Below are 17,863 nucleotides of genomic sequence, written 5' to 3'. Positions count from 1 at the left end.
GTGGCCGGGCTATGGTCGGCCCCATGCTCGATCATGTGCGCGACCTGGAATCCCTACATGAAGCGACCGGGCGGCTCCTCACCGCAGCCGCCCGACTGGACAACGCCTCCCTGGCCGCGCCGTCACGGCTGCCGGGCTGGAGCCGCGGTCACGTGCTGGCCCATCTCGCCAGAAACGCCGACGCACTCGTCAATGTGCTCGAAGGCCGGCCCATGTACCCGGACTCCGTCACCCGCGACAGGGACATCGAGCGGGACGCCCCCCGGCCCCTGGACGTCCAGGTCGCCGACGTACGCGCCACGGCCGAGCACTTCCGGCGGGTAGCGGCCGTCCCCGCCGACTGGGCCCGCACGGTCGCGCTCCGCAACGGAGTCACCGACGTCGCCGCCCGGGTCCCGTTCCGCAGGCTCGTCGAGATCGAGCTCCACCATGTCGACCTGGGCATCGGCCGGGAGCTCGAAGACCTCTCCGACGACTTCACCGACCGCGAGACCGACTTCCTCACCGAGCGCTTCGCCGGGCACCCGGAGGTGCCCCCGCTCGCCCTCACCTCGTCCGACGGACGGACCTGGCGCACCGGCCGCGCCGACGGCACTCCGGCGGCCGTCACCGGCCCGGCGGCCGACCTGATGGGCTGGCTCGCCGGCCGCCGCGACGGTGCCGCACTCAAGACGTCGGACTCCTCACTGCCCGTACTGCCGCCGCTATAGGCTGAGTGGTATGACCTACAGCGGAGCCGTGAAGCTCGACGGACCGGCCGATGTACATGAGTTGACCGACCTGATGATCTCCAAGGTCGCGGTCGGCGCGATGAACAGCAACGCCTATCTGCTGCGCTGCCGGGCCACCGGGGAGCAGCTGCTGATCGACGCGGCGAACGACGCGGGCACGCTGCTGACGCTGATCGGCGACGACGGCATCGCGTCCGTCGTCACCACACACCGGCACGCCGACCACTGGCAGGCGCTGGCCGAGGTGGTGGCCGCCACCGGCGCCGAGACGTTCGCCGGGCGGCACGACGCCGAGGGGATTCCCGTCCCGACCGAGGTACTGGTCGACGACGGCGACAGAATCCGGGTCGGGCTGATCGAGCTGACCGCGCGGCATCTCGTGGGTCATACGCCGGGCTCGATCGCGCTGGTCTACGACGACCCGCACGGCCACCCGCACCTCTTCACGGGCGACTGCCTCTTCCCCGGCGGCGTGGGCAACACGCACCAGGACCCGGAGGCCTTCGCCAGTCTGATCAACGATGTCGAGACGAAGCTCTTCGACCGGCTGCCGGACGAGACCTGGGTCTATCCGGGACACGGCGACGACACCACGCTCGGCGCGGAGCGCCCGCAGCTCCCGGCCTGGCGCGAGCGCGGCTGGTAGACACACGGAACCGGGGCGAGCGGCTGGTGCCACTCGCCCCGGTCGGTGTTTCTCGTACGTCGCGCCGTGTCGACGGCGCTCGTACGGTCAGGCCTCTATGTCGGCCTTGCCCTCGCTGTCCCTGTCCTTGCCGTCCTTGCCGTCCTTGCCCTCGGCCGCATCGCGCTCCGCCTGCTTCCTGGAGGCGATGAGGCTCGTGATCGTGGTGACGATCAGCACACCGCAGATGACGGCGAGCGAGAACGGAATGGAGATCTCGGGGACATGCACCCCGTTCTCGTGCAGCGCGTGCAGCACCAGTTTGACGCCGATGAAGCCGAGGATGATCGACAGCCCGTAACTGAGGTGGACCAGCTTCCTGAGCAGGCCACCGATCAGGAAGTACAGCTGCCGCAGCCCCATCAGCGCGAAGGCGTTGGCGGTGAAGACGATGTACGGATCCTGGGTCAGACCGAAGATCGCGGGGATCGAGTCCAGCGCGAACAGCACATCGGTGGTGCCGATGGCGAGCATGACCACCATCAGCGGGGTCAGCACACGCTTGCCGTTGCTGCGGATGAAGAGCTTCGTGCCGTGGTACTTGTCCGCGACTCCGAAGCGGGTCTCGATGGACTTCAGGAGGCGGTTCTCCTCGAACTCTTCATCCTCCTCGCCCGAGCGCGCCTCCTGGATGAGCTTCCAGGCGGTGTAGATCAGGAACGCGCCGAAGATGTAGAAGACCCACGAGAAGCTCGCGATGATCGCCGCGCCCGCCGCGATGAAGACGGCGCGCAGGACCAGGGCGATGAGCACACCGATGAGCAGCACCCGCTGCTGGAGGTGCGAGGGCACCGAGAACTTCGCCATGATCAGGACGAAGACGAAAAGATTGTCGACACTGAGCGACTTCTCGGTGATGAATCCGGCGAAGAACTCGCCCGATGCCTGGCTCTCGCCGAACACCAACAGGCCGACGCCGAACAGTGCGGCGAGAACTATCCAGACGACCGTCCAGATTCCGGCTTCCTTGATCGACACGTCATGGGGCTTGCGCCCGATGAGGAAGTCGACCCCGATCAGGGCACACAGACCAAGAATGGTCAGTGCCCACATCATCCATGAAACGTCCACTGCGCCTCCGGCGTCGTACGGCTACTGATCAGCGTCGTCGCTGCCGGAGGTCTCTTCCACCCGTGCGTCTCATCTGCGCCGGCGGGCCGACGCCCCGGGACCGATGGCGGTCCGTATTGACGGGTACGTCGCGGTGCGGGAGTACTCCCCTCCGTTCAAAGGAGAGTACAGGAACCCCCAAGAAAAGGTAAAGTTCAAGGTCAAGGTCACACAGAGGCCCAGGTCAGGCGCTGTTCAACGAGCAGGGGCGGGTAAGGCCGCCCGGGTGGGGCGCGTACGGGTGACGGGAGCGCGGACGAGTCAGCGGCGCCAGGCGCGCCGGGCCTCGGCGACCTGTTCGAGCACCCGTCGGAGTATCTGGCTCCCCGGCGGCATGGTCAGCGGCTCGAAGGTCCACGCGTGTCCGACCCAGGGGTCGGCGAGGTGGTCGTCGGCGACCGGTGTGATGCGCAGCAGCGAACGCCAGAGCGGGTCGAGCACGGGCCCGTACGCGCTGGCGTCCTCCCGGTCGGCGACCATCATCAGATGGACACCGACGGCCGGGCCCTCGTCGGCGAGATAGCGGAGCTGTGTGACCGCGCGGTCGTCGAACCCGTGCGGGAAGTCGTTGACGATGAGCAGCTGCTCGGCGGTGTCGAGATCGGGCGGCAGGGAGTCGGCGGCGCCGCCCCTGATGGCCATCTGCACCAGGTCCACGCGCTGGGTGAGCCTCGCGAGGACGGCGGAGACGCCTGCGGCGCCGCTCGCCGGCGGCTGGTTCAGCACACCCGGGCCGACCAGCGGGGCGAGCGAGGCGGCCGCCGAGCCCGCGGCGTCGATCACATGGACGGTGAACTCGCCGGGCGGGTAGGCCGCGAGGAGACGCGCGGCGTGACCGACGGCGTTGTCCATGGCGAGCCTGCGCAGCTGCCCCTCGTCCAGCATGAGGGCTGCCTCCGAGCCCGACCGGCCGCTGTCGATCCACAGGCCGCGCTCCAGCGGCAGCCTGACCAGCATGGGGATCCGCAGGTCCGTGCGCTCGGGGAGATGGAGATCGCCGAGGCGCAGCGCCATCGGGTTGTCCATCGGAACGCGGTAGGCGTGCCAGACGGGGTTGTCCCAGCGGGCGTACGCGGGCGGCAGGGCGGGCTCGACGACCTCGGTCTCGGCGGCCAGCTGGCCGAGGTCCCGGTCGAGCGCCTCGCGCGCCTGGTCGGTGAGCTGGTCGCGCTTGGCGCGGGCGACCTCGCGGGCCGCGTCGCCGGTGCCGCCTATCCGGCTGCGCGGGTCGGACAGGACACGGTCGAGCTCCTGATCCATCCGGGACTCGGCGAAGTCGACGGCGCTGCGGTAGGCGGCGGTGGCGCGGGCCAGGTCCTCGAACATGCCCCACACCTGGTTGTACAGGCGCTCCTCCATGGACCAGCCGGTCGCGTCGCCGGCGACCGGGCGGGAAGCCTGGCCGGGCTGGGCCGGCGGCGTCGCGGGCGGCGGGGTGGGCGGGGTCGTGGTGCGGCGGCGCGGGTGCGTGTAGTCGACCCGTCCACCCGTGGTGCCGTGCGCGGCCGCGGGCTGCGGGCCCTGGCTGTCCGGGCCCGTCGGCCCCGGGCCGGGGGTGCTCGGCAGTTGGTGCGGCGTGGCGCCTGTGCCGGGGGTCACCCCGGAGCCCGAGGAGGCTCCCGCGCCCGCGGCGCCGGCGGAGCCCGCGGCGGTCTGGCCGGGCTGGGTGGCCGTGGCGGACCTGTCGGAGCGGACGCGTACGCCGTCGGGCGTACCGGTCAGGGGTGCCTGGATGGCGCTGGCCATGTGCCGGGCCACCGCCTCCTGGATCCCGGAGGCGAACTCACGGGCCCCGGGCAGGCCCTGGTCGCGGAAGAGCTCGGCGAGCCCGCCCGCGTACCCCTGGCCGACGGCGCGGACCTTCCAGGCGCCCTGGCGGCGGTAGAGCTCCAGCGCGACGACGGCGGACTCCGCCTCGAGGTCGGTGATGGTGAAGCTGGCGATCTCGGTGCCGTCCGTGGAGGTGACGGCGGCGAACGGGGCCGCGGTGGCGCCGAACCTGGACGGCCCGCCGCCCCCTTCGGGGAGCGCGAGCAGTACGTGCACCAGGTGCGCGCGGTCGGGCACGGCCTCCAGGTCGACATGGAAGCGCAGCCCTGCGGCGGCCTGCCGGGACACCTCGATGCCGGGCAGCGTGGGCGAGCCGGGATGGGCGATCCACTCGACGCCGATGACCGTGCCCCGGTCGTCGCCGAGGGTGGCGCACGCCAGGACCGGTGCCGCGGCCGTCACCCGGATCTCCAGTCGGCTGTGGGGCAAGGGGTGGTTCTGCCCCCGGACCAGCTCGGCCGTCATCGCCTCTGTCCCCTCGTCGGTCACGCTTCGGTGCCGCGTAGTGATGTCGTTCGGTGGTGCCGCTCGGACTGTGGTGCTGGGTGGTGCCGCTTGATACCGCGTGCGAACTGCCTGGTGGAGCCTGCCCCGCTGGGCTGTTCGGCGCGACCGCCCGGCAAGCGGTGCAGCTCCCGGCGGCCTTGCCTCCGGGAGCTGCGCTTGCGCTGGCGAGCCGTGCCTACAGGTGCGGCAGGATCGCCGGCATCAGGTCCTGGAACGTCCGGCCGTTGGCCGGGTTGCCCAGGGCGGTCATCTGCCAGCCGGCGCCGGAGCGGTGCACCTTGGCCATGATCTGCGCGGTGTACTGACCGCCGCCGTCGAGCGTGTAGCGGGCGAGCTCGTCGCCGTTGGTCTCGTCGACGATGCGGCAGAAGGCGTTCTGCACCTCCTGGAACGTCTGGCCGGTGAACGAGTTCACCGTGAAGACGATCTGGTCGATGTGCACCGGAACGCGCTGCAGATCGACGAGGATCGCCTCGTCGTCGCCGCCCTGTCCGGCGCCGCCGACGAGATTGTCACCGGTGTGCCGCACCGAGCCGTCGTCGCTGACAAGGTGGCGGAAGAAGACCACGTCGACCGGCTGCTTGTCGGCGAAGAGCACCGCCGAGGCATCCAGGTCGATCTCGCGGGTGCGTGACCCGAACAGGCCGCGACGCGGGGCGGCTTGCCAGCCGAGCCCCATGCGCACCGCGGTCAGGGTGCCGCCGCCCCTCTTCTCCAGGCTGATGGCCTGCCCCTTGGTCAGGTTGACCCCAGGGCCCCCGGGCGCACTGCCCTTGGATACGTCCACCACGCGCTGTCCCCTCTCGGAAGTTCCCCGCAACCGTCCATGTGTGCGGTTGTCCCGTACCCTACGCAGTCACACTGACAGTGCAGGAGACTTCGGCCGTTTTTGTGTCGGTCCTGCAACACACCCGGACACGGCGGCGTCAGGCCAGCCCCACTTCTCTCATCTGCCGCAGCTCCTTCTTGAGTTCGCTCACCTCGTCACGCAGCCGCGCGGCCACTTCGAACTGCAGATCCGCGGCCGCCGCGCGCATACGGTCCGTCATCTCCTCGATGATCCCGGCCAGTTCGGCCGCGGGCCGGTCGGTGACCACCGCGCCCTGCTTGCCCGCCTTGGCCGCCCGGCCGCCGGAGAGCGCCGGCACGGGGGCCTTGGCCTGCTTGCCCTCCTTGCCCTGGCGGTAGCCCGTACCCAGCAGTTGCTCGGTGTCGACCTCTTCGCGCGCGATGGTCGCGACGATGTCGTTGATCTTCTTGCGCAGCGGCTGGGGGTCGAGACCGCGCTCGGTGTTGTACGCGATCTGCTTCTCGCGGCGGCGGTTGGTCTCGTCGATGGCCTGCTCCATCGCCGGGGTGATCTTGTCCGCGTACATATGGACCTGGCCCGACACGTTGCGCGCCGCGCGGCCGATCGTCTGGATCAGTGACGTGCCCGACCGCAGGAAGCCCTGCTTGTCGGCGTCGAGGATCGCCACGAGCGACACCTCGGGGAGGTCGAGGCCCTCACGCAGGAGGTTGATGCCGACGAGCACGTCGTACTCCCCCGCGCGCAGCTCGCGCAGCAGCTCGATACGGCGCAGTGTGTCGACGTCGCTGTGCAGATAGCGGACCTGTACGCCCAGCTCCAGGAAGTAGTCGGTCAGGTCCTCGGCCATCTTCTTGGTGAGGGTGGTGACCAGGACACGCTCGTCCTTCTCCGTGCGGGTGCGGATCTCGTGCACCAGGTCGTCGATCTGGCCCTCGGTCGGCTTGACGACGACCTGCGGGTCGACCAGCCCGGTGGGACGGATGATCTGCTCCACATACCCGTCGCCGCGCGAGAGCTCGTACTTGCCGGGGGTGGCCGACAGATAGACGGTCTGGCCGACGCGCTCCTGGAACTCCTCCCACTTCAGCGGGCGGTTGTCCAGCGCGGAGGGCAGCCGGAAGCCGTGGTCCACCAGGGTGCGCTTGCGGGACGCGTCGCCCTCGTACATGGCGCCGATCTGCGGCACGGTCACGTGCGACTCGTCGATGACCAGCAGGAAGTCCTCCGGGAAGTAGTCCAGGAGGGTGTTGGGGGCGGTGCCCGGCGAGCGGTCGTCGAAGTGCATCGAGTAGTTCTCGATACCGGAGCAGGAGCCGATCTGGCGCATCATCTCGATGTCGTACGTGGTGCGCATACGCAGCCGCTGGGACTCCAGGAGCTTGCCCTGCTTGTCCAGGTCCGCGAGGCGCTCCTCCAGCTCCCGCTCGATGCCGTTGACGGCCTTCTCCATGCGCTCGGGACCCGCGACGTAGTGGCTGGCCGGGAAGACGTACAGCTCCCGGTCCTCACTGATGATCTCGCCGGTGAGCGGGTGGAGGGTGGAGAGCGCCTCGATCTCGTCGCCGAACATCTCGATCCGGACGGCCAGTTCCTCGTAGACCGGGAAGATCTCGATGGTGTCGCCGCGGACCCGGAAGGTGCCGCGCGTGAACGCCATGTCGTTGCGTGTGTACTGAATGTCGACGAAGCGACGCAGCAGCTCGTCGCGGTCGTACTCCTCGCCCACCTTCAGCGGCACCATCCGGTCCACGTACTCCTGGGGGGTACCCAGGCCGTAGATGCAGGAGACGGACGCGACCACGACGACGTCACGGCGGGTGAGCAGCGAATTCGTCGCCGAATGGCGCAACCGCTCGACCTCGTCGTTGATCGAGGAGTCCTTCTCGATGTAGGTGTCCGACTGGGGGACGTAGGCCTCTGGCTGGTAGTAGTCGTAGTACGAGACGAAGTACTCGACGGCGTTGTTGGGCAGCAGCTCGCGGAACTCGTTCGCCAGCTGGGCCGCCAGCGTCTTGTTCGGAGCCATCACCAGGGTGGGGCGCTGGAGCTTCTCGATCATCCAGGCCGTGGTGGCCGACTTGCCGGTGCCCGTCGCGCCGAGCAGGACCACATCCTGCTCACCCGCGCGGATGCGGCGCTCCAGGTCCGCGATCGCCGTCGGCTGGTCGCCGCTGGGTTCGTAGGAGCTGATGACCTCAAAAGGCGCCAAAGTACGTTCGATCTTGGAAACTGGCCGCATGCATCCACCGTACGACCCCCCACTGACAGTCGGGTGTGGATCACCAGTCGTGGACGCCCCGCGACCCGCCCCCGGACCGCCTGGACACCGTCTCCTCGGCGGTTTCCCCGTACGTGGGCTCCCACCGCGTCCGCTGGGCCGGTACGCCGGGCAGAGGACGCTCGTGGGGCCCCCGGCCCGGCCGGCTGCGGGGCAGCGGGGCTCGCCGCTCCCGGCCGCCCATGACCATCAGCGGGTCGAAGATCACGACGACGGCGGCCAGCAGCAGGAAGACCCCGGGCCCCACCAGCATGGGCCCGAGCAGCGTGGCCGCCGACTCGCCCCCTTCGGTTCCCTCCGCCGGGCCGCCGGACGTCCGCAGATGGACGTGGACGGCCGCCATGGCCGTGTAATGCATCCCGGTGACGGCGACGCCCATGGCCACGCTGGCGGCCACGCTCACCAGCAGGCCGTGCACGGACGCCGCGGCCCAGAGCGCCGTGGTGGCCGCCACGACGGCGATCACGACGGAGCCGCCGACGGTCAGCGTGTCGTATTCGACGCTGCCCCGCAGACGCATTCCGGCCATGCCGAGGTAGTGCATGCTCGCGATGCCGAGACCGGTGACGGTGCCGCCGGTGACGAGAGCCATCGTGGTCGCGCCGCGGTATCCCACGATGAACAGGCCGACGCCGACCATGACGATCGCCAGGCCGAGGCTGGCGAAGGTCGTGGCCCGGTCGTATGTGACGGGTGTCTCGGCCACGCTGAAGCCCGTCATGGCGATGAAGTGCATCGTCCAGACTCCCGAGCCGATCGCGATGGCGGCGAGGGCGAGCCAGCCGGCCTTGCGGCCGCGTTCGGGGGTGTGCAGGGATCTGATGGCGCAGCGCAGGCCCAGCGCGCCGCCGAGGCAGGCCATGAGGAAGGCCGCCACGGGGGTGATCAGGCCGTAGCTGAATCCGTCGGTGGTGCCCTGCATGCGGTACGCCCTTCGCTCCTGATGAGCCGTCTGCGGAAGCGCTGGTTCGGGGGCGAGGGTATGACCAGCGGCACGGCAAGCAAACATCAGGTCACCCTTTTGTCGACATGGAGACCGCCTCGGGGCCTGGCTCGGGCGCATTCCGTTCACGTTGTGGCCAACCTTGGCCTGTCGCGTGTTGGCCGCCGGCTGTCACCCTCGGCCCGTCTGTGATCGATCGACGCTAGGAGTCCACGTGTACGCACGCACCTCTGTGACCGCGACCGTCGCGCTGCTCGGAGCCGCCGCGCTGGTTCTGCCCGGAACCACGTCGGCCGCCGCACCGCACGGCACGGCCCCGGAGACGTCCCCCGTGTCCGCCCGTCACGACGCCGACCCGCTGGTCATCGCGCACCGCGGCGCCTCCGCCTACGCCCCTGAGAACACCCTGGCCGCCGTCGACAAGGCCGAGGAACTGGGCATCGACTGGGTCGAGAACGACGTCCAGCGTACGAAGGACGGTCAGCTGGTCGTCCTGCACGACACCGACCTCAAGCGCACCACCGACGTCGAGCAGGTCTTCCCCGACCGGGCTCCATGGAATGTGAAGGAGTTCACCGCCGCCGAGGTCGCGCGACTGGACGCGGGCAGCTGGTTCGGCGCCGAGTGGGCGGGCGCGCGGGTGCCGACGCTGAAGCAGTACCTGGACACCGTCGAGGACAACCGCCAGAAGCTTCTTCTGGAGATCAAGGCGCCCGAGCTGTACCCGGGCATCGAAAAGGACATCCTGCGCGTCCTGCGCGCGGAGGGCTGGCTGGACCGCTCGCACGTCAGGGACAAGCTCGTCATCCAGAGCTTCGGCGCGGACAGCGTGAAGGCCGTGCACGAGCAGCGGCCCGACGTGACCACCGGATTCCTCGGTACGCCGGCGGTGGCCGACCTGCCGTCGTACGCGAAGTTCACCGACCAGATCAATCCGACGCACTCCACGCTGACCGCCGAGTACGTGGCCGCCGTGCACCGGCTGAAGGGCGCGCACGGCAAGCGGCTCCAGGTCAGCACATGGACGGTCAACGACGCCGCGGGCGCGCTGCGCGTGGCCGGGTTCGGCGTGGACGGCATCATCACCAACAACCCCGACGTGGTGCGGGACGCGGTGGGCTGACCGGCTTCGCACCACAGGTCGAGGACCGTTGTCAGACCCGGGTCGTAGCGTTGTCGGCATGAACAGCAACGCGCAGTCGGTGGAGTGGGCCGTCGTCGGAAGCGACATCGGCCCACTGCTGCTGGCCGCCACCGGTGAAGGACTTGTGACAGTTGTCTTCCACGCCACGACCGGGCGGCGGGAGACGGCACTTCGGCAGCTGGAGGGTCGGCTCGGCGCTGAGCCCGTCGAGGATCCGGCGGGCCGGCTGGCCGAGCCGATACGTCAGCTGGCGGCCTTCTTCGACGGCGCGCTCCGAGAGTTCGAGCTGCCGCTCGACTGGTCGCTGTCGGGCGGCTTCAACCGGCAGGTGCTGCGGGAGCTGGCGACCGGCGTTCCGTACGGCACGGTCGTCGGCTACGGCGATCTGGCCGACCGGGTGGGCAGTCCGGGCGCGGCCCAGGCGGTCGGCGCCGCGATGGGGTCCAACCCGCTGCCGATCGTGGTGCCGTGCCACCGGGTGGTGGAGAGCGGCGGCGGGCTGGGCGGCTTCGGGGGCGGTCTGGAGACCAAACGGCAACTGCTGGCGCTGGAAGGTGTGCTGCCGGCGCCGTTGTTCTGAGCCGCGCTCCTTCCGCTCCCGCCGCGTGCGCTCCGGTACGCGGCCGACGTTTGCGGGGCCCCGTACCGTGCCAGGGATGGGACATGCCTGACACGACACTGCTGCTCTCCCCCGAGGTGCGGGAGGCGCTCGACGCGCGCCGGCCCGTCGTCGCCCTGGAGTCGACGATCATCGCGCACGGTCTGCCGCGACCGCGCAATCTGGCGGTCGCCGAGGAGCTGGAAGGACTGGTGCGGTCCGGCGGCGCCGTCCCCGCCACCGTCGCCGTGCTGGACGGCCGGGCCCATGTGGGCCTGGACAAGGACCAGGTGGAGCGGATCGCCGGGGATCCGTCCGTCCGGAAGCTGGGCCACCGCGATCTGGCGTCCGCGCTCGCCACGGGGGCGAGCGGTGCGACGACCGTCTCGGCGACGGCGTTCCTCGCCGCCCGCGCGGGGATCCGGGTCTTCGCGACCGGCGGCCTTGGCGGTGTCCACCGCGACTGGACCAGGGCGCAGGACGAGTCGGCGGACCTGCGGCTGCTCGCCCAGACCCGGATCACGGTGGTCTGCGCGGGCGTGAAGTCGATCCTCGACGTACCGGCCACCTTGCAGCGCCTGGAGACGCTGGGCGTCGGGATCCTCGGATACGGCACGGAGCACTTCCCGGGCTTCTACCTGACGTCGTCCGGGGAGCCCGTCGACTGGACGGTCCGCACCCCGGAGGAGGTGGCGGCGGTGATGACGGCGCAGGACGCGCTCGGCGGGCCGGAGGCCGCGCTGATCGTCGCCAATCCGGTGCCGGAGGCGGAACAGCTCGATCCGGAGCTGCACGACCGGGTGCTCGCCGAGGCCTTGTCGGACTGCCGGGAGCAGGGCATCAGCGGGCAGGCGGTCACACCGTTCCTGCTGGGTGAGCTGATGCGACGTACCGACGGCGCGTCCCTGGAGGCGAATCTCGCCGCCGTACGCGGCAACGTGCGGCTGGCCGCGCGGATCGCGGCGGCGCGGTGAGCGGTGCGGGCTCCTGGGGTGACGGCCCCGCGGGTGACGGCCTTGCGGGTGACCGCCCCGGACGTCGCGACGGGAACGGGGCCGGTGGCGCGGGTGCTTTGCTGATCGTCGGGGACGTCGTCACCGACGTGGTGGCCCGGCACCGTACGCCGCTCACGCGCGGCACGGACACCGCCGCCGCGATCCGCACACTGCCGGGCGGGGCCGGGGCCAACGCGGCGTGCTGGGCGGTGGCCACGGGATGCGCGGACGTCCGGCTGCTCGGCCGGGTCGGCACGGACGCCGCCGCGTGGCACGAGGAACGGCTGCGAGTGGCCGGCGTCCGGCCGCTGCTCGTCGTCGACGACGACGCGCCGACCGCCACCGTCGTCTCACTGGTCGACCCCTCCGCCGAACGCACCTTCCTGACCGACAGCGGCGCCGTCCTGCGTCTCTGCGCCGCCGACTGGTCGGACGCGCTGCTCGACGGGGTGAGCAGGCTGCACATCTCCGGCTATCTCTTCTTCGCCGCCACGAGCCGCCAAGTGGTGCGCGCCGCCGTGGAGTCGGCGGCGGTCCGTGGCGTGCCGGTGAGCGTGGACCCGGCGTCGGCCGGCTTCATCGCGCACCTGGGCGCCGACGTGTTCCTGGCGGCGGCCGACGGTGTCGGGGTGCTGCTGCCGAACGCGGACGAGGCCCGGCTGCTCACCGGCGTCCCGGATGCCGAGAAGGCGGCTGCCGAGCTGAGCCGCCGGTTCCCGCTCGTCGTGGTGACGCTGGGACCCGGCGGCGCGCTGGTGGCGTCGGACGGAGCCGTGACGGCGCGCGTTCCGGCCCGTCCCGCGCGGGCCGTCGACTCCACCGGGGCGGGCGACGCCTTCAACGGCGGCTTCCTCGCGGCCCTGCTGACAGGTGCCGCCCCCGCGGCGGCAGCCGCCGCGGGCTGCCGCGCGGGCGCTCTGGCGGTCGCGCTGACCGGCGGCCGGCCACCGGTGCCGTAGCACCCCGCGTTTCAGCCCTGCCGGAGAGCCCAGGCCGGGTGGCGCGGATCGTCCGCCCGTACGAGGACATCGGCGGCCTCGGCGGGGCCGACCTCCCGCTCGTACCGCTCGAAGGCGGGCAGCGTCCACTGCTCGCTCTCGTCCGTGCGACGGCGGAGCGCGGCCGGTGACAGCCGCAGATGCACCGTGAGGTCGAACGGGAACCAGTGCCCGAGCAGCAGCGGCCCGTGCACCAACAGCACACCGCCCGGCGGGAGTTCGACGCGGCGGCTGCGGGTCGCGCGGTCGGTCGCGGGATCCCAGAGGTCGGGCAGGACCCGGCCCGTCCCACCCGCCTCCACCGGCCCGAACACCTCCCGCCACAGCGCGCCCGTGTCGAACCAACCGTCGTAGTACGAGTCGGGCTCGTGCCGCCCGTACTCGTACCGCAGCGACGCGGGCCGCAGGAAGCCACCGGTCCCGACGACGAGCACCGAACGGCCCCGCAGCCGCAGGGCGTCGGCGAGCGCCTCGGCCGGTACGCCGGGGTCCGCGGCGGGAGCTCCGTCCACGGCGATACGGAGCCAGGGGCCCCCGTCGTCGGCCTTGGTCTCCATGGCACGCTCGGCCAGGACGTCGGTCAGCCGCTCCCAGGTGATCGCTTCGAGTCTCACCGTCCCATCATGGTCCAGGGCCAACGCTGTACGACGCCGTACAGGCGACAGGCGTGTACGGGAGCTGGCGCGGGCACGACCCGTGCCCGCATCGTCCGCCTACGCCGGGTCGTAGTCCTGGACGCGGCGGCCGTGGCCGCGGTCCGTCAACGCCGGTAGCCGGGTGGTCATCTCCTCGACGATCCGCGGGACGTCCAGGGTCAGCAGCCTGCGGTCACGCATCAGGATCCGCCCGTCGACGATCGTGGTCAGCACATCGGCGGAGCGGGCGCTGAAGACGAGAGTCGCCGCGTGGTCGTGGACCGGCTGCGTGTGCGGGCCCGTCAGATCCACCAGGATCAGGTCGGCGCGCCGCCCCGGAGCGAGTGCGCCGATCCGGTCGCCGAGGCCGACCGCGAGAGCGCTCTGGGTGGTGGCGTGGTCGAGCGCCTGACGGGCGGTCAGCCAGGTAGGGTCGCGCTCCGCCGACTTCTGGGTCAGCCCGGTGAGCGTCATGCTCTCCCAGATGTCGAGGGTGTTGTTCGACGCCGCCCCGTCCGTCGCCAGGCCGACGGGCACGCCGATCGAGGCCAGCGCGCGCATCGGTGTCATGTCCCAGCCGAACTTGAGATAGCCCTTGGGCGCGGTGGCGAACGCGATACGCCCGGTGCCACGGCCGAGTACGGCGAGGTCGTCGTCGATGAGCCCGGTGCCGTGGGCCACGAGCAGGTCGACGTCGAGCAGCCCGGCGCGGCGCAGCGTCTCGATGGGCGTGTGGCCGTGCGCGGCGACGCCGGCGGCCGTCTGATCCTTGTTCTCCGCCGCGTGGATGTGCACCAACAGAGCGTGTTCGCGGGCGAGTTCGGCCGTCGCGGCCAGATCGTCGTCGTTGACCGTGTACGGGGCGTGCGGCGCCAGGGAGGTGGTGATGCGCCCGTCGGCGGCGCCCCGCAGCCGCAGCGCGAAGTCGAGGGACCGCTCCCGGCCGGCGGCGCCCTCGCTGGAGAAGAAGCCCCAGCCGAGGTTGGCCCGCAGCCCGCTCGCCTCGGTGGCGGCGGCGATCCGGTCCATGGAGAAGTAGTGGTCGGCGAAGGTGGTGACCCCGCCGCGGATCATCTCGGCGCAGGCGAGCAGGGCGCCGAGTTCGACGTCGCGGTCGGTGAGATTGACCTCCATGGGCCAGATCCAGTCGTTGAACCACTCCTCGATCGGCACGTCCTCGGCGATGCCGCGCAGGGCCACCATCGGTGTGTGCGTATGGCAGTTGATCAGTCCGGGCATGGCGAGTTGCCCACGCGCGTCGAGGCGTTCGACTGCGGGCAGGCCGGCGACGGCCTCCGGCGTGGTGACCGAGTCGATGACGCCGTCGCGTACGACGATCGCGCTGTTCTCGACGAAGCCGATACCACCGGCCCCGCGGGTGTCGTCGTGGGTGTCGTCGTGCGTCAGCGTGGTGCAGCCGGTGATGACGAGATCGGCGGGTCGGCTCTCGGGAGCGGTGGTCATCGCAGCAACGTACTGGGTGCGAAGGGCGGTGGTCATGCACTCATGCGGGTGGTTTCCGGCGGGATCGGGGGTCCCGTGAGGATGGCTCGGCGGATGATCACGCGTGTGGATCCGCATGTGACGGCCCTCCGTGCGGACACTCCGAGAGAGAGACCTCCCGCCGTGCCCAACGTGCCCACCGCGCCCACCGCGCCCACCGCGCCCACCGCGCCGAAGACGTCCCAGCCGAGCAGCCCCCGTACCTCCCGTGCCCCTCGAACCCCTCGGCAGCGCGCGTGGCTCGCCGTCGCGGCGACCTCGGTCGCCGTCCTGAGCATCGGAGCCCCCGCCGCGTACGCGAGCCTCGACAGCGAACAGCGGTCGACGCGGCAGCGGCCGGACGAGACCCGCCGCGGCGCGGCGTACGTCGAGACACGGCTCTTCTTCGGTACCGAACGTCCCGACGGCGGGACCGATGTGACCGACCGTCAATTCATGGCGTTCATCGATGGCCATGTCACTCCGGACTTTCCCTCGGGGCTGACGATCCAGGAGGGCCGCGGCCAGTGGCGCGACTCCAACGGCACGATCGAGCGCGAGCGTTCTTACGAGCTGATCCTGCTGTACCCGGCGTCGGAGGCGAAGTCACGCGACGCGCGGATCGAGCGGATCCGGGACGCCTACGTCCGTGCCCACGCACAGGACTCCGTGGCCAGGCTGGACGAGCGGACGCTCGCCGACTTCTGAGCGGAGCGGGCGGAGAGCCGTAAACCCGGTCCGCAGCGGGCATTTCTCCTCCATGACGGTTCGCCCACTGCTCCTCCTCGACGTCGACGGCCCCCTCAACCCGTACGCCGCCCGGCTGACACGGCCGCGTGGGTACACGACCCACCATCTGCGCCCGTCGAACTGGCTCTCCCGCCAGGCGCCGGGATCCCGGCGCCACAGACGCGGGCTGCGGGTACGGCTCAACCCGGCGCACGGCCCGATCCTCACCGAGCTGCCCTTCGAACTGGCCTGGGCCACCACCTGGATGCACGAGGCCAACACCATGATCGCGCCGGCCGTCGGGCTGCCGGACGATCTGCCGGTGATCGAGTGGCCGGAGCTCTTCGCGAAGGACCCGGACGGTCTCTTCTGGAAGACGCGTCCTCTGGTCGAATGGGCGGACGGCAGACCCTTCGCATGGGTCGACGACATGATCACCGACCTCGACACGACGTACGTCTCCACCCATCACGACGGGCCGGCGCTTCTCCTGCGCATACACCCGCGACGGGGCCTGCGGGAGCGGGACTTCGCGACGCTGGTGCGGTGGGCGGAGCTCCTCTGACCCGCGCCTGTCACGGGTACGGGCCCCCGGCCTCCGGCAAGGTCCGGAAGCCGGGGGCCCGCCTTCGCCCTGGCCCTCGCCCTCGCTGATGCCGTAGGCGTCGATGACTCTCCGGTACGCGCATCAAGGGTTCAGATCGTTGAGACGCGTTCACCTCTTGACTTTTGCAACGCTGTAAAAGTCCACCGCCGAGGGCCTGTTGAGGCGCTTTCCCCGCCCGTTCGGGCACCCGCCGGAACGCTCCGTTCCAACCCTCCGGGCCCCTCCCGACCAGGCGAATCAAGACATGCCCCGATTCCGTTCGACCATTGGCATGGACCTGTCCATGATCCTTGGATACGCTCCGGCCGAGGCGAGTGAGAGCGCTCTCACTCGCCCGCTGTCCCACTGTTCCAACCCCACGATCGCTGGAACAACCGAAGGGCGAATGCCTTGAGACGCAAGACAGTTGTACGCACCGGCCTGTCCGCACTCCTCCTCGTCGGCACTTGGGCGACGGCCGGGCTCGCGCCCGCGTCGGCCGCCACTCCCGACTCCGACCCCGCTTCCACGTCGGCCTCGACATCGATGTCAGCTCCGGCGTCCGCATCGGCGGCGAAGGCGGCGCTCGCCGCGTCCGCCGGCCTGCTCACCGCCATGCAGAAGGAATTCGGTCTGACCAAGAGTCAGGCCGTGGCCCGGCTCGCCGCCGAGAAGACGGCGAGCGCCATCGACGGCAAGGCGCAGCACGTGGCGGGAGCGTCGTACGGCGGCTCCTGGTTCAGCGCGGCCGACAACAGGCTCACCGTCGCCATCACCGACAGCGGCAAGGCAGCCGCCGTGCGCGCGACCGGCGCCACGGTCAAGCTCGTGAAGCACAGCGAGCGGGCCCTCGACGCGACCATGAAGCGGATCGACGCGCTCTCCGCGCCGGCCGGCGTCAGCAGCTGGCGCGTCGACCCGAAGACCAACCGGGTCGTGGTGAACGTCCTCGCGTCCGAGCGTGCCGACAAGGCCGTCGCCGGATTCGTCGCCAAGGCCAGGAAGACCGGTCCGGTGACCGTCGCCGAGACGACCCAGGCCCCGACCACCTTCGCCGCCGGGACCGTGGGCGGTGACCCGTACTACACGGGCAACGTCCGCTGTTCCATCGGCTTCTCCGTACACGGCGGCTTCGTCACCGCCGGCCACTGCGGCCCGCGCGGCCAGGCCGTGCGCGGCTGGGACAACTCCCCCATCGGCAACTTCCAGGGCTCGTCCTTCCCCGGCAACGACCACGCCTGGGTGAACGTCGCCAACGGCTGGTGGACCGTGCCCGTCGTCCTCGGCTGGGGCGCCATCCCGGACCAGCTGGTACGCGGCTCGAACGAGGCCCCCATCGGCGCCTCGATCTGCCGCTCCGGCTCCACGACGCACTGGCGCTGCGGCAACGTCCTCGGCAAGAACGAGACGGTCAACTACGCCCAGGGCGCCGTCCACCAGATGACCAAGACCAGCGTCTGCGCGGAGGGCGGCGACTCGGGCGGCTCCTTCCTCAGCGGCGACCAGGCCCAGGGCGTGACGTCCGGCGGCTGGGGCAACTGCAGCGGCGGCGGCGAGACCTGGTACCAGCCGATCAACGAAATCCTCAGCACATACGGCCTGACGCTCCACACCGCCTGACCCCGGCCAGCGCCCCACGCGGGCCACGGCCATCAGGCACGGCTGTCGCGGCGGGGGGAGGTACATTCCCCCCCCCCCCCGCCGCGGGGGGTGCAACCCCCCGGGGCCGGCGCGGGGCGGGCGCGAGGGGCGGGTGCGGCGGGGGACCCAGTCACGACAAACCCTAGGGGTTCGGGCCAAG

Annotated in this window: 16 protein-coding genes; 9 read left to right on the top strand and 7 right to left on the bottom strand. The window is 71.0% G+C overall.

Annotated features, from left to right (window positions below; genetic code table 11):
* Nucleotides 1–23 precede the first annotated feature (23 nt).
* Nucleotides 24–710, top strand: coding sequence for a maleylpyruvate isomerase family mycothiol-dependent enzyme (locus ACIBBB_RS12675; protein WP_398981041.1), 687 nt, complete (start codon nucleotides 24–26; stop codon nucleotides 708–710).
* Between the two features lie 10 nt (nucleotides 711–720).
* Entirely contained in the window at nucleotides 721–1,377 is a 657-nt protein-coding gene (locus ACIBBB_RS12670) for an MBL fold metallo-hydrolase (RefSeq protein ID WP_398981040.1), read from the top strand.
* 87 nt (nucleotides 1,378–1,464) lie between these two features.
* Here the strand turns inward: ACIBBB_RS12670 and ACIBBB_RS12665 are convergent, their stop codons facing one another.
* The 5 genes from ACIBBB_RS12665 to ACIBBB_RS12645 form a co-directional block, all read right to left on the bottom strand.
* Nucleotides 1,465–2,487: a TerC family protein gene (locus ACIBBB_RS12665; protein ID WP_398981039.1), complete on the bottom strand. Its 1,023-nt coding sequence runs from the start codon at nucleotides 2,485–2,487 to the stop codon at nucleotides 1,465–1,467.
* A 300-nt stretch (nucleotides 2,488–2,787) separates the two neighbouring features.
* Nucleotides 2,788–4,821 carry a TerD family protein gene (locus ACIBBB_RS12660; RefSeq protein ID WP_398981321.1) on the bottom strand — a complete coding sequence of 678 codons (2,034 nt, stop codon included), beginning with the start codon at nucleotides 4,819–4,821 and terminating at the stop codon, nucleotides 2,788–2,790.
* A 217-nt stretch (nucleotides 4,822–5,038) separates the two neighbouring features.
* On the bottom strand, nucleotides 5,039–5,605 hold the full coding sequence (locus tag ACIBBB_RS12655; protein ID WP_384320641.1) for a TerD family protein: 567 nt from the start codon (nucleotides 5,603–5,605) through the stop codon (nucleotides 5,039–5,041).
* Nucleotides 5,606–5,789: 184 nt separating this feature from the next.
* Nucleotides 5,790–7,913: an excinuclease ABC subunit UvrB gene (gene uvrB / locus ACIBBB_RS12650; RefSeq protein WP_398981038.1), complete on the bottom strand. Its 2,124-nt coding sequence runs from the start codon at nucleotides 7,911–7,913 to the stop codon at nucleotides 5,790–5,792.
* 40 nt (nucleotides 7,914–7,953) lie between these two features.
* Nucleotides 7,954–8,874, bottom strand: a complete 921-nt coding sequence (locus ACIBBB_RS12645) for an MHYT domain-containing protein (protein WP_398981037.1) — start codon at nucleotides 8,872–8,874, stop codon at nucleotides 7,954–7,956.
* Nucleotides 8,875–9,109: 235 nt separating this feature from the next.
* Between ACIBBB_RS12645 and ACIBBB_RS12640 the strand changes: the two genes are divergently transcribed.
* The 4 genes from ACIBBB_RS12640 (at nucleotide 9,110) to ACIBBB_RS12625 (ending at nucleotide 12,591) form a co-directional block, all read left to right on the top strand.
* Nucleotides 9,110–10,018, top strand: a complete 909-nt coding sequence (locus ACIBBB_RS12640) for a glycerophosphodiester phosphodiesterase (RefSeq protein WP_398981035.1) — start codon at nucleotides 9,110–9,112, stop codon at nucleotides 10,016–10,018.
* 58 nt (nucleotides 10,019–10,076) lie between these two features.
* On the top strand, nucleotides 10,077–10,619 hold the full coding sequence (locus ACIBBB_RS12635; RefSeq protein WP_398981034.1) for a methylated-DNA--[protein]-cysteine S-methyltransferase: 543 nt from the start codon (nucleotides 10,077–10,079) through the stop codon (nucleotides 10,617–10,619).
* 83 nt (nucleotides 10,620–10,702) lie between these two features.
* Entirely contained in the window at nucleotides 10,703–11,611 is a 909-nt protein-coding gene (locus ACIBBB_RS12630) for a pseudouridine-5'-phosphate glycosidase (protein ID WP_398981033.1), read from the top strand.
* A 104-nt stretch (nucleotides 11,612–11,715) separates the two neighbouring features.
* A complete protein-coding gene (locus ACIBBB_RS12625) occupies nucleotides 11,716–12,591 on the top strand; it encodes a carbohydrate kinase family protein (protein WP_398981319.1) in 876 nt (291 codons plus the stop codon).
* 11 nt (nucleotides 12,592–12,602) lie between these two features.
* Here the strand turns inward: ACIBBB_RS12625 and ACIBBB_RS12620 are convergent, their stop codons facing one another.
* Both ACIBBB_RS12620 and ACIBBB_RS12615 read right to left on the bottom strand, forming a co-directional pair.
* Nucleotides 12,603–13,244: a uridine kinase gene (locus ACIBBB_RS12620; protein WP_398981032.1), complete on the bottom strand. Its 642-nt coding sequence runs from the start codon at nucleotides 13,242–13,244 to the stop codon at nucleotides 12,603–12,605.
* Nucleotides 13,245–13,343: 99 nt separating this feature from the next.
* Nucleotides 13,344–14,729: an amidohydrolase gene (locus tag ACIBBB_RS12615; RefSeq protein ID WP_398981031.1), complete on the bottom strand. Its 1,386-nt coding sequence runs from the start codon at nucleotides 14,727–14,729 to the stop codon at nucleotides 13,344–13,346.
* 162 nt (nucleotides 14,730–14,891) lie between these two features.
* On the opposite strand from ACIBBB_RS12615, the gene ACIBBB_RS12610 reads away from it, so the two are divergent.
* From ACIBBB_RS12610 to ACIBBB_RS12600, 3 genes are all read left to right on the top strand, one after another.
* Entirely contained in the window at nucleotides 14,892–15,455 is a 564-nt protein-coding gene (locus ACIBBB_RS12610) for a DUF3574 domain-containing protein (RefSeq protein WP_398981030.1), read from the top strand.
* 52 nt (nucleotides 15,456–15,507) lie between these two features.
* A complete protein-coding gene (locus ACIBBB_RS12605) occupies nucleotides 15,508–16,041 on the top strand; it encodes a hypothetical protein (RefSeq protein WP_398981029.1) in 534 nt (177 codons plus the stop codon).
* A 432-nt stretch (nucleotides 16,042–16,473) separates the two neighbouring features.
* Nucleotides 16,474–17,682, top strand: a complete 1,209-nt coding sequence (locus ACIBBB_RS12600; RefSeq protein WP_398981028.1) for a S1 family peptidase — start codon at nucleotides 16,474–16,476, stop codon at nucleotides 17,680–17,682.
* The last annotated feature ends 181 nt before the right edge of the window (nucleotides 17,683–17,863 follow it).

Source organism: Streptomyces sp. NPDC051217, assembly GCF_044455465.1.
GTDB lineage: Bacteria > Actinomycetota > Actinomycetes > Streptomycetales > Streptomycetaceae > Streptomyces.
This window is presented reverse-complemented; position numbering and strand designations above follow the sequence as displayed.